Source organism: Leifsonia sp. NCR5, assembly GCF_002105485.1.
Lineage (GTDB): Bacteria > Actinomycetota > Actinomycetes > Actinomycetales > Microbacteriaceae > Leifsonia.
This window is the reverse complement of record NZ_NCSR01000012.1, coordinates 92855-104505: the sequence shown is the minus strand read 5'-3', so window position 1 is coordinate 104505 and position 11651 is coordinate 92855. Positions and strand designations below refer to the sequence as shown.

10 protein-coding genes are annotated in these 11651 nt (G+C 68.1%); 6 read left to right on the top strand and 4 right to left on the bottom strand.

The annotated features are described in order from the left end of the window. Positions 1 to 22 precede the first annotated feature (22 nt). Positions 23 to 778, bottom strand: a complete 756-nt coding sequence (locus tag B7438_RS11835) for an SDR family NAD(P)-dependent oxidoreductase (RefSeq protein ID WP_085369798.1) — start codon at positions 776 to 778, stop codon at positions 23 to 25. Between the two features lie 60 nt (positions 779 to 838). Here B7438_RS11835 and B7438_RS11830 point away from each other — a divergent pair, with 60 nt between their 5' ends. Beyond that, on the top strand, positions 839 to 1414 hold the full coding sequence (locus tag B7438_RS11830) for a TetR/AcrR family transcriptional regulator (protein WP_085369797.1): 576 nt from the start codon (positions 839 to 841) through the stop codon (positions 1412 to 1414). Positions 1415 to 1427: 13 nt separating this feature from the next. Beyond that, complete coding sequence (locus B7438_RS11825) at positions 1428 to 2222, top strand: alpha/beta fold hydrolase (protein ID WP_085369796.1); 795 nt, start codon at positions 1428 to 1430, stop codon at positions 2220 to 2222. Between the two features lie 20 nt (positions 2223 to 2242). Here the strand turns inward: B7438_RS11825 and B7438_RS11820 are convergent, their stop codons facing one another. Continuing rightward, the gene (locus B7438_RS11820; RefSeq protein WP_085369795.1) at positions 2243 to 2836 is read right to left on the bottom strand and encodes a TetR/AcrR family transcriptional regulator; all 594 of its coding nucleotides are present in this window, start codon (positions 2834 to 2836) and stop codon (positions 2243 to 2245) included. A 100-nt stretch (positions 2837 to 2936) separates the two neighbouring features. On the opposite strand from B7438_RS11820, the gene B7438_RS11815 reads away from it, so the two are divergent. After that, a complete protein-coding gene (locus tag B7438_RS11815; RefSeq protein WP_085369794.1) occupies positions 2937 to 4031 on the top strand; it encodes a hypothetical protein in 1095 nt (364 codons plus the stop codon). Positions 4032 to 4072: 41 nt separating this feature from the next. Next, positions 4073 to 5056 carry an aldo/keto reductase gene (locus B7438_RS11810; RefSeq protein ID WP_085369793.1) on the top strand — a complete coding sequence of 328 codons (984 nt, stop codon included), beginning with the start codon at positions 4073 to 4075 and terminating at the stop codon, positions 5054 to 5056. Between the two features lie 408 nt (positions 5057 to 5464). On the opposite strand, the gene B7438_RS11805 is transcribed toward B7438_RS11810, so the two are convergent. After that, positions 5465 to 6676 (bottom strand): MFS transporter, encoded by a 1212-nt coding sequence (locus B7438_RS11805; RefSeq protein ID WP_085369792.1) that lies wholly within the window; start codon positions 6674 to 6676, stop codon positions 5465 to 5467. Between the two features lie 281 nt (positions 6677 to 6957). Here B7438_RS11805 and B7438_RS11800 point away from each other — a divergent pair, with 281 nt between their 5' ends. Both B7438_RS11800 and B7438_RS11795 read left to right on the top strand, forming a co-directional pair. Beyond that, positions 6958 to 9429 carry a ribonucleoside-diphosphate reductase subunit alpha gene (locus B7438_RS11800; protein WP_179150798.1) on the top strand — a complete coding sequence of 824 codons (2472 nt, stop codon included), beginning with the start codon at positions 6958 to 6960 and terminating at the stop codon, positions 9427 to 9429. A 106-nt stretch (positions 9430 to 9535) separates the two neighbouring features. Continuing rightward, on the top strand, positions 9536 to 10525 hold the full coding sequence (locus B7438_RS11795; protein ID WP_085369791.1) for a ribonucleotide-diphosphate reductase subunit beta: 990 nt from the start codon (positions 9536 to 9538) through the stop codon (positions 10523 to 10525). Between the two features lie 91 nt (positions 10526 to 10616). Here the strand turns inward: B7438_RS11795 and B7438_RS11790 are convergent, their stop codons facing one another. Next, entirely contained in the window at positions 10617 to 11603 is a 987-nt protein-coding gene (locus B7438_RS11790) for an AraC family transcriptional regulator (RefSeq protein ID WP_085369790.1), read from the bottom strand. Between the last annotated feature and the right edge of the window lie 48 nt (positions 11604 to 11651).

The following is an 11651-nucleotide window of genomic DNA, read 5'->3' as shown; positions in this document are numbered from 1 at the left end:
CGCTCGGCCGGAATCCGCCCGGTTACTGGGCGGTGTATCCGCCGTCGACAAGGTGGTAGCTGCCGGTGATGAAGCTCGCGGCGTCCGAGGCGAGGAAGGCGACCAGTGCCGCGACCTCTTCCGGCTCGCCGAGGCGGCCGAGGGCGTGCTTGGACTCGAGGAAGTGCAGGGCGTCCGCATCCATCGCGGACTCGACCAGCGGGGTCCGGATGAACCCGGGACCGACGGCGGTGACGCGCACCTTCTTGTCCGCGTACTCGAGGGCCGCGTTCTGGGTGAGGCCCACCAGCGCGTGCTTGGCGGTGACGTACGCGGAGGAGCCGGCGAAGCCGACGCTGCCGAGGATGGAAGCCATGTTGACGATGGAGCCGCCGCCGTTGGCGCCGATGGCGTCGAGCTGCGGGCGCATCGAGTAGAAGACGGCGTTCAGGTTGATCTCGATGACTTTGCGCCAGCCGTCGAGCGAGTAGTCACCGACGGGGTTGGCCTCGCCGCCGATGCCGGCGTTGTTCACGGCGATGCGCAGGGGAGCGAGCTCGTTCGCCGCTGCGACGCTCGCGACGGCGAACTCGGGGTCCGTCACGTCTCCGATGAGAGCGGCTGCCGTGCCTCCCGCTGCCTGGATCTCGCCGACCACCGCGGTGGCGTTCGCCTCGTTCAGGTCGGTGACGAGCACGGATGCTCCGCTCTGCGCGAGGAGCAGGGCGACAGCGCGGCCGATGCCGGAGCCGCCTCCCGTCACGATCGCGGAACGGTTGGCGACGTCGTACTGAGCCATGAGTGAATCTCCTTTCAGTTATCCAACACATGTCGGATAACTCGATTGTACGATCGAAACATGGATGCGCGCCAAGAGAAGACCACCGCCAGACTCAGCGCGGCCATCCTCGCCCTCGCCACCGAGCATCCGGTCGCCGAGATCACGGTCTCCGAGCTCGCGCGCACGGCCGGCGTGCACCGTTCGACCGTCTACACCTACGCGCCGTCGCCCACCGAACTCCTGCAGCGCGTGCTCACCGCGGAACTCGACGTCCTCCGCGCCGGCTACCTGGTCGACGTCGGCCCGGACGATGCGGTCTCCGCCGTGGCGGGCGTCACGCGTGCCGTGCTGGTGCACGTCGACGAGCACGACGCGATCTACCGGCGCGGGCTCGGAGCCGACAGCGGATCCGCCAGCCTGCACGCCATGCTCAGCGCGCACTTCCAGGGGTCGCTGGAGCTCTTGCTCGATCAGCACAGCATCACGGTGCCGGCCGAGACGCCGGAGGAGCGCCGGATGATCACCCGCTACCTCGCCGACGGCATCATCGGCGCCATCGACGTCTGGCTCGACGGCGACCGGCCCCGCCAGGTGGATGCGCCGATCGCCGTGCTCGACAGGGTGCTGCCCGCGTGGTGGCCGCACCGCGTGTGAGAGGGTGGGGCGCATGGGGCGAGTGAAGGACGCGGTCGGACGGCTGTTCCGGCGCGCTCCTCTGCTCCACGTCGCCGGCGACGAGGGGACCGGGCCCGTCGTGGTCCTGGTGCACGGCATCGCGTCGTCGTCGGTCACCTTCCAGAACCTGGTGCCGCTGCTCGAACCGACGCACCGCGTCATCTCGATCGACATCCTCGGCTTCGGGCGCTCCCCGACGCCGCCGGATGCGACGTACACGCTGGAAGAGCACGTCGCCGCCCTGCATGCGACGCTGCGGTCGCTGAAGCTCACGCATCCCTTCGTCCTGGTGGGGCACTCGCTCGGCGCCCTGATCGTCGCCAGGTATGCCGCCCAGTATCCGGACGCGCTGTCCCGGCTGGTGCTCGTCGGCCCGCCGATCTACGGCACCCCGGCGGAGATCGGCGACCGGCGGGTGCGCAGCAGGGTCAGTGCATACCTGCGCGCGTGGGAGTTCCTCCGCACGAACAAAGACTTCACGATCCGCAACGCGGCGATCCTCGCGAAGCTCCTGCCGATCAAGGGCGTGTTCGAGATCACGGAGAAGAACTGGACCCCGTTCGTGCTGTCGCTGAAGAACTGCATCGAGTCGCAGACCGTCGTCAGCGACCTGGCGCGGGTGCGCGTGCCGGTGGAGGTGGTCTTCGGGACGCTGGACGCGTTCATCGCGCCCGGCAGTCTCGCGGTGATCGAGGCGATGCGGCACGTCACGATGTACAAGGTGGACGGGAACGACCACATCATCCGGAAGCGGCTCGCCCGGGTGGTGGCCGCCGCCTGCGTGTGACGCGCCCTGTGTGAGGCGCCCTAGGCCGGCCGGATGCTCGACGCGGCGGCGAGGTACGCCGCGCTGTCGAAATCGTCGAACAGGGTGGTCTGCGTGACGTAGCCCTGCACGATGCCGACGTAGAGCGGTGCGTACCGCTGGGCCATGCGGTGTGCCTCGTCGTCCCCCACACCGAGCGATTCGGCGTACCAGGCGGTGAGGTAGTCGGTGAGCATCCCGCGCACCCGATGGCCGATGGAGTCGGTGATCGACCGCAGCTCCGGTTCGTGTGCGACCTCTCCCCAGACCTGCACGAGCATCCCGAGGTCGCCCACCTGGGCCGTCATCCCGCCGATGATGAGGCCGACGATCTCGCCGGGCGCCGGGAGCGGGGAGTGCGTCCTGGCCTCGGCGACCTCCAGGAAGCGGGCGTCGAGCACGTCGGTGATCACCAGCTGGATGATCTCGTTCTTGCTGCTGTAGTGGCCGTAGATCGCGCCGGCGGACAGCCCGGATTCGGCGATGATGTCGGCCATCGACGTGCCCTGGAAGCCGTTCCTGGCGAAGCAGCGCAGTGCGGCCTGGCTGATCTCGTGGCGCCGGGCCGCGCGGTGGGCCTCGGTGACTTTCGGCATCGTCCGCCTCGCTTCCTCGGGAAAAAGAATGTTCGTTCTTGACAGTAGCCGATGGCGTCCTCACAATAAAGAACGAACATTCTTTTTATTTGGAGTCGCCATGACCACGCCACCACCCACTCGCATCCCGCACACTCCCTGGGGTCGCGCCGTCGCCATCGCCGTCGCGGCGGCCGTGATCGTCGCGGTCGTGCTCCTGGCCTTCGTCTGGCCCACCATGACCTCCTCGGTGAAGGACGTGCCGATCGCCATCGCGGGCGACAGCGCGCAGGTCGCCACCGTGCAGAAGACCCTCGAACAGAAGACGGACGGCGTCTTCGCCGTGACGGCGGTGAGCTCCCGCGCCGAGGCCGTCGACCGCATCCGGACCAGGGACGTGTACGGCGCCATCGTGCTCGGCCAGAAGCCGGAGGTGCTGACCGCGTCCGCGAACGGCGCGGCGGTCAGCCAGATCCTCGGCCAGCTCGCCGGGCAGCTGCAGACGCAGGCCAACGCGCAGGCGGCCGCCGCGGTGCAGCAGGCCGTCGCATCCGGAGCAGCACCGGCGGGGACCGTCGCGCCCACCATCACGGTGACCGTCACCGACGTGGTGCCGCTCGCCTCGACGGACGCCCGCGGGCTCGGGCTCACAGCCGCGTCCTTCCCGCTCGTCCTCGGCGGCCTCGTCGGCGGCATCCTGATCTCCTTCCTCGTCGCGGGCAGCTGGCGCAGGCTCGTAGCCGTCACCGCATACGGGATCGTCGGAGGACTCGGCATCGCGGGCATCATGCAGGCCGGGTTCGGCGTGCTGCAGGGCGACTACGGGATGAACGCGCTCGCCGTGGGCCTCGCGATGTTCGCGACGGCGTCGTTCATCGTCGGGATGAACGCCCTGATCGGCCGGGCGGGCATCGCGGTCGGCGGTGTGCTCACCATGCTGGTCGGCAACCCGCTGTCGTCGGCGGCGCAGCCCATCCAGTTCATGCTCTCGCCGTGGGGCGAGATCGGGCAGTGGTTCGTGCCGGGCGCGTCGGCGACGCTGGTGCGCGACCTCTCCTACTTCCCGGATTCCGACACGCTGTTCCCCTGGCTGGTGCTGATCGGGTGGAGCCTCGTCGGGGTGATCGCGATGGTGGCCGGGCATTTCCGCGACCAGGAGGTGGTCGCCGCCGCCGTTCCCGAGCACGAGGAGTCGCGCGTGCTGCAGCCGGCGTGAGCGCCGGGACGTTCGCGCGGATGTTCGCGTAGCCTGGCGGTATGCAGCAGCGCACACTCGGAAGGACGGGCCGCACGGTCTCCGTCATCGGACTCGGAACCTGGCAGCTCGGCGCGGACTGGGGCGACGTCAGCGAAGCGGATGCGCTGGCCGTGCTCGACGCGGCCGTCGACTCCGGGGTGACCTTCTTCGACACGGCGGACGTCTACGGCGACGGGCGCAGCGAGCAGCTGATCGGCGCGTACCGTGCTGCGCATCCCGAGCTGTCGCTCACGGTGGCCACCAAGATGGGCAGGCGCGAGGAGCAGGACCCGGCGAACTTCACGCTCGCGAAGTTCCGCGAGTGGACGGACCGCTCCCGCGCCAACCTCGGCGTCGACACGCTTGACCTGGTGCAGCTGCACTGCCCGCCGACGCCGGTGTTCTCGAACGACGCGGTCTACGACGCGCTCGACACCCTGGTCGCCGACGGCGTGATCACGAACTACGGCGTCAGCGTGGAGACCTGCGACGAAGCGCTCGCTGCGATCGCGCGACCCGGCACGGCGACGGTGCAGATCATCCTGAACGCGTTCCGCCTGAAGCCGCTCGACGAGGTGCTGCCCGCCGCCCGCGAGGCCGGGGTGGGGATCATCGCCAGGGTGCCGCTCGCCTCCGGGCTGCTGAGCGGCAAGTACACGGCGGACACGACGTTCGCCGCCGACGACCACCGCACGTACAACAGGCACGGCGAGGCGTTCGACGTGGGCGAGACGTTCTCGGGCGTCGACTTCGCCGAGGGTGTGGCGGCCGCGCGCGAGTTCGCGGCGCTGGTGCCGTCCGGGCTCACCCCCGCGCAGGCGGCGCTCGCCTGGGTGGCGCAGCAGGACGGCGTCTCCTCGGTGATCCCCGGAGCCCGCTCACCCGAGCAGGCCAGGGCCAACGCGGTCGCGGGCTCCGCGGCGCCGCTCGGCGCGCCCTTCGAGGCGGCCGTCCGCGACATCTACGACCGCCGCTTCCGCGCCGCCGTCCACCCGCGCTGGTAGGGGGCGCGGGCGCGCGTTCCGCCCGCGTCCCGCCCGCGCCCGCGCCCGACCCCCGTCCGCACCCGGCGCGCGTCCTGAGTGCGCTCCGCTGTTGCGGAGAACTCGGCAGCGCGAGCGTACGTTCTCCGTCTGAGCGGACTTCCGCGCGGCGTGGCGCGCGGTTTCTCCGTTCGAGCGGAGACGCTCCCGGAGGGGCTGCTGCGTCGCGCCGCGGTTTCGTAGAACCGGAAGATGTGGCGATTTGGACGCGCGTTCTCCGTCTGAGCGGAGGTGGCAGCGGCGTGGCGCGCGCGTTCTCCGTCGGGACGGAAGGTCTGCGGGCGCGGCACCCGCTGGCGTGCCGGGGCGTCGTCGCCTGCTGCACGTCGCCTGCCGCGCGCCGCCTTCAAGCACGCCGCGCCGCACGCGTCAGGACGGCTGGACCGGGACCGGCTCCGTGTCGGGGATGGGGGAGGCGTCGCGGCCGCGGAGGTCGGGGTGGATGCGGTGCGCGAGTGCCGGGACGATGAAGCCGATGAGGGCGAAGATCCCTGCCACGTAGAAGGCGCCGACCGGGCCGGTGCCGTCGATGAGGAAGCCTGCCAGCGCGGAGCCGAGGGCGGCGCCGATCAGCTGGCCGGTGCCCACCCAGCCGTACGCCTCCGCCGTGTCCGAGAATTTGACGCTCGCCGAGACGATCGCGAACAGGACCGCGAGGGCCGGAGCGATGCCGAGGCCGGCGATGATCAGCGTGAGTGACAGGCCCCACCAGGAGCCGAGCATGAACGTGGAGATGACGACGCCGACGAACACGATCAGCATGCGCCGCGCCGTCGCCCACGGCCCGATCGGCACATGCCCGAACGCGAGGCCGCCGACGAGCGAGCCAAGCGACCAGATCGCCAGCACGATGCCCGCGAACGGCGAGCCCTCGCCGAAGTTGGCGACGACGCCGGCCTCGATCGCCGCGCACGAGCCGATCAGCAGGAAGCCGACCACCGTCGCCAGCAGCACGGGAGGACGCGCGAGCACCACGCCGAACCTCCGCTTGCTGCGCGGGATGCGCACCCGCCCCACCTCGGGAGACGAGATGAACCACAGGCCGCCGAGCAGCATGATCGCCACCGACATCAGGATGCCCTCGACCGTGCCGATCTGGGTGGCCACGAACGTGATCGCCACGGGACCTGCGATCCAGATGATCTCCTGCGCGGAGGCGTCCAGCGAGAACAGGGGAGTGAGCTGGCGCGAGTTGACCATCTTCGGGTAAATGGTGCGCACCGCCGGCTGAATGGGCGGCATGCTGAGGCCGGCGAAGAACGCGATGCCCATCGTCAGCGGGATGGGCATGACGAACAGGCCGATCGCGGCGACGGCGACGGCGCACAGGACGAGCGTCGTCCACAGCACGAGGCGCATCCCGAGGATGCCCATCAGGCGGCTCGTCATCGGACCGGCGATCGCCTGGCCGATGCTCATCGCCCCGAGCACCAGTCCGGCCGCCCCGTAGGAGTGGTGCACGTGCTCGATGTGCAGGAGGAAGGCGAGGGAGAGCATCCCGAACGGGAACCTGGCCAGGAGCTGGGCAGCGATGATCCGCGTGACGCCCGGCGTCTTGAGAAGGCTGGAATACGTGCTCACAAGAGGTCAAGTCTATCGGTGGGATGCGGTTCGCCAAGGGGCGCGGCGGCCTGTGGATAAGTGCATAACTTATGCACATCTGTGGATGACACGCCCACTAGATATGGGGTTCGATAAATGTCGGTACCCCGCTATATAGTGGTCACACGCCGAAACGCACTGCGGTTCTCGCCCAGCGGATTTCGGCCGTGATAAGGGGTTTTGCGGGTGCGTTCTGCGCGCCCGCGGGGATGCACAGACTTCGCCGCTCAGGCAGAGCGGCACATTGAGAGGGAGAGAAAGTGGCAATCACTGTCGTGAAGCGCAACGGCGAACGGGAGCCGTACGACGCGAACAAGATCAACCTGGCCATCGAGACCGCCGCGCAGGGGCTCGACGAGAACATCACCTGGGTCACCCAGATCGCCAGCGAGCTCGAACTGACGCTGTTCGACGGCATCACGACCCAGCAGCTCGACGAGGCCGTGATCCAGGTCGCCCTGCAGAACGTGAAGGACGACCCGGCGTTCGACACCGTGGCCGCCCGCCTCCTGCTCAAGACGATCTACAAGCGCGTCCTCGGCGACTATGAGGGCCACGACGAGCTCGTCGCCCTGCACGCCAGCCACTTCCGTGCATACATCGAGCGCGGCGTCTCCGAGCAGCTGCTCGACCCGCGCTTCACCGACCTCTTCGACCTCGACCGCCTCGCCGGCTACCTCGACCCGTCGCGGGACGGCCTGCTCAAGTACATCGGCGTCGTCACCCTCAACAACCGCTACGGCATCAAGGCCCGCAACGGCGAGACGCTCGAGGTGCCGCAGTACTTCTGGATGCGCATCGCGATGGGCCTGTCCCTCAACGAGGCCGACCCCACCACCCACGCGCTCGAGTTCTACAACAAGATGTCGAAGCTCGAATACCTCGCGGCGGGCTCCACCCTCGTCAACGCCGGCACCGCGTACCCGCAGCTCTCCAACTGCTTCGTCATGGAGATGCAGGACGACATCGAGCACATCGCCAAGAGCGTGCGCGACGTGATGTGGCTCACCAAGGGCACGGGCGGCATCGGCCTCTCCGTCACCAAGCTGCGCGCCCAGGGCTCGCCCATCCGCTCCAACAACACCACCTCCACCGGCCCCATCCCGTTCATGCACACGATCGACTCGGTGCTGCGCGCGGTCAGCCGCGGTGGAAAGAAGTTCGGCGCCCTCTGCTTCTACATGGAGAACTGGCACATGGACTTCCCGGAGTTCCTCGACCTCCGCCAGAACTCCGGCGACCCGTACCGCCGCACCCGCACCGCCAACACGGCCGTGTGGATCAGCGACGAGTTCATGAAGCGCGTTCAGAACGACGGTGACTGGTACCTCTTCGACCCGCTGGAGGTCGCCGACCTCAACGAGCTCTACGGCAAGGAGTTCTCGGAGCGCTACGCGTTCTACGTCGGCGAGGCAGAGGCCGGCCGCCTGCACATGTTCAAGAAGATCAGCGCTCGCTCGCAGTTCAAGGACATCCTGATGAGCCTCCAGACCACCAGCCACCCGTGGCTGACCTGGAAGGACACCATCAACAACCGTGCCCTCAACAACAACACCGGCACCATCCACCTGTCCAACCTCTGCACGGAGATCACCCTCCCGCAGGACCGCGACAACGTCTCCGTCTGCAACCTGGCGTCGATCAACCTTTCGCGCCACCTGGTCGACGGCAACATGGACTGGGCCCGCATCGAGGAGAGCGCGCGCAGCGCCGTCCGCCAGCTCGACAACCTGATCGACATCACGATCTCCAGCGTCGACGAGGCCGACTTCTCCAACCAGCAGAACCGTGCCATCGGCCTGGGCGTCATGGGCTTCACCGACATCGTCGAGCGCCTCGGGTTCAGCTATGAGAGCGAAGAGGCGTACGACCTGATCGACGAGATCATGGAGCACGTCTCGTACGCGGCCATCGACGAGAGCGCCGACCTGGCGAAGGAGCGCGGCGCGTACCCGAACTTCGACGGCTCGCGCTGGTCGCAGGGCCTCGTCCCGTTCGACTCGATCGCCCTCACGGAGGCCGACCGCGGCGTGCCGATCAAGGTCAACCGCACCACCCGCCTCGACTGGGACCGCCTGCGCGAGAAGGTCAAGGGCGGGATGCGCAACGCGACCCTCATGGCCATCGCACCGACCGCATCCATCGGCCTGGTCGCGGGCACCACGCCCGGCTTCGACCCGCAGTTCTCGCAGATCTTCAGCCGCTCGACCTCGTCCGGCAAGTTCCTCGAGGTCAACCGCAACCTGGTCGAGGCCCTGCAGGCCCGCGGCCTGTGGGAGTCCACCCGTGAGTCGATCCTGCGCTCGCAGGGCGACATCCAGAACGTGGCCGAGATCCCGGACGACCTGAAGGCCGCGTTCAAGACGAGCTTCCAGCTCTCCCCGTACGCGTTCCTCGAGGTCGCGGCCCGCGCCCAGAAGTGGATCGACCAGGCCATCAGCCGCAACATGTACCTGGAGACCAGGGACATCGGCGACATGATGGACATCTACTACGCAGCGTGGGAGCGTGGCGTCAAGACCACGTACTACCTGCACATGAAGCCGCGTCACCAGGCCGAGCAGTCCACGGTCAAGGTCAACAAGGCCGAGGAGATCTCGGGCGGACGCAAGGGCTTCGCGACGGTCGGGGCAGGAGCTCCCGCCGCATCCACCGAGAAGGCGGAAGCGCCGGCGGCACCGGCTCGCCGCGGGTTCGGCTTCGGAGGACTCTCGACGGGTGGTGAGAAGTAATGAACACCAAGATCGAGGAATACTACGTCCCCGTCGACCCGATGGACGACCTGCAGTGCGAATCCTGCCAGTAGCCAGCTGACCCGAAAGAGAGAGAAGAGACACGATGCCGATTCTGGGAACGGGAATCGAAGAGGGCCTGCTGCTCAAGCCGGTGAAGTACAAGTGGGCGATGGACCTGTACGACCAGGCGGTCGCGAACACGTGGTTCCCCAACGAGATCCAGCTCGGTGAGGACATCGCCGACTTCAAGAAGATGACCGACGAGGAACGTCACGCGGTCACCTTCCTGATGAGCTACTTCAACCCGAACGAGCTCCTGGTGAACAAGGCCCTCGCGTTCGGCGTGTACCCGTACATCAATGCGGCGGAGGCGCACCTCTACCTCGCCAAGCAGATGTGGGAGGAAGCGAACCACTGCATGTCGTTCGAGTACGTCCTCGAGACGTTCCCGATCGACCGCGAGCAGGCGTACAACTCCCACGTGGACATCCCGTCGATGGCCCGCAAGGAGGAGTTCGAGGTCAGCTTCATCAAGCGGATGACGGAGCAGACGCTCGACATCACGACGACGGAGGGCAAGCAGGACTTCATCCGCAACCTCGTCGCGTACAACGTGATCCTCGAGGGCATCTGGTTCTACTCCGGCTTCATGGTGGCGCTGTCGTTCCGCCAGAGGAACCTGCTGCGCAACTTCGGTTCGCTGATCGACTGGGTGGTGCGCGACGAGTCGCTGCACCTCAAGTTCGGCATCAACCTCATCCTCACGGTGCTCGAGGAGAACCCCGACCTGCAGACGCCGGAGTTCGCCAACGAGATCCGCCAGATGATCCTGGATGCGGTGGAGATGGAAGAGGAATACAACCGCGACCTCCTCCCCGGCGGCATCCTGGGCCTGAACGCCAACTACATCAACCAGTACGTCAAGTACCTGGCCGACCGCCGGCTCGAAGAGCTCGGCTTCGAGGCGGAGTACAAGGTCGCCAACCCGGCCAAGTGGATGGCGACGGCGAACGACACGCTCGAGCTGGTGAACTTCTTCGAGTCCACCAACACGTCGTACGAGTCGAACGCGAAGGCGTCGACCGGCCACTGAGTCCGGCAGGACAGCGCGAACAGCGCGACAGCGCGAACGGCGCCGGGGAGTGATCCCCGGCGCCGTTCCGCGTTTCTGCGCGCGTCCCGTCTCAGCGGGTGATGCCGGTGCTGCGGAGCGTCTCCGACGGGCTCATCCCGTGCTGCTCCCGGTAGCGCGCCGCGAACCGGCCGAAGTGGTAGAAGCCCCACGCCGCCGCGATTTGCGACACCGACGTGTCCTCCGGGGCGCCGCTGAGGAGCTCGCGGTGCGCGCCCTCCATCCTGACCCGGGTGAGATAGGCGAGCGGGCTGGTGCCGAGGTGCTCCTTGAAACCGCGGTTGAGGGCGCGGACGCTCGACCCGACGGACGCGGCGATGTCCGGCACGGTGATCGGCTCCCGCACGTTGTCCTCGATGAAGTGCATGGCGCGGCGGACGGTGGCGGGCGTCTGCGGGGCGGGAGGCGCATCCAGTGCTGTGCGGTACTGGTGGTCGGCGGCCAGGAGCAGCCCGGTCGACAGGATGCTGGAGACCTGGGCGGCGACCAGCGGATTGAGGGCGAGCGCGCCGGGACGCCCGACGGCATCGAAGATGGTCTTGGCGTACGCGTACCACTCCGCCCCTCTGCCGTCGCGGAGGTCGAGGAGACGTGGGAAGGCGATGACGACGGGCGCGTCGATGCCGAGGAGGCGGCCCAGGTCGGCTTCGAGGGCGCGCCGGTTGAACCAGACCATCGCCAGAGACTCGTCCTCGGCCGCCCAGCCGCTCACGGTCACCCTGTCGACCGGACTGCCAACCATGGCGAGCTCCGGGGTGGACTCGGCGTCCACGCCTCCGCCGCGGAAGCGGATCGTCCCGGTGCTCGGGATGCTCACGGCGTAGGAGTCCTCGGCGCCGGTGACGTCCACGGACACTTCGCAGCCGTAGCGGAGCCGCCCGAACGCGACGGTGCCGACGCGGGCGGCGGTGAGGCTGTACGAGAAGGCTGCGCGCGCGTGGAGCGGCCGGACATGGTGATCGTTGAAGAGACGCGAGCCGATCTCGATCGACTCGTCCACATCGTTCGTGACGAATGAGTGGATACGTGTTTCCGTCACTGGTGGTACCTCCGCCTTGCTGCGAGAACTCTACTCCGAAGGACGATG

Coding starts and splice junctions, on each gene's coding strand:
- B7438_RS11825 (WP_085369796.1), top strand. CDS start 1,428: ATGGGGCGAGTGAAGGACGCGGTCGGACGGCTGTTCCGGCGCGCTCCT.
- B7438_RS11795 (WP_085369791.1), top strand. CDS start 9,536: ATGCCGATTCTGGGAACGGGAATCGAAGAGGGCCTGCTGCTCAAGCCG.
- B7438_RS11810 (WP_085369793.1), top strand. CDS start 4,073: ATGCAGCAGCGCACACTCGGAAGGACGGGCCGCACGGTCTCCGTCATC.
- B7438_RS11835 (WP_085369798.1), bottom strand. CDS start 778: ATGGCTCAGTACGACGTCGCCAACCGTTCCGCGATCGTGACGGGAGGC.
- B7438_RS11815 (WP_085369794.1), top strand. CDS start 2,937: ATGACCACGCCACCACCCACTCGCATCCCGCACACTCCCTGGGGTCGC.
- B7438_RS11820 (WP_085369795.1), bottom strand. CDS start 2,836: ATGCCGAAAGTCACCGAGGCCCACCGCGCGGCCCGGCGCCACGAGATC.
- B7438_RS11830 (WP_085369797.1), top strand. CDS start 839: ATGGATGCGCGCCAAGAGAAGACCACCGCCAGACTCAGCGCGGCCATC.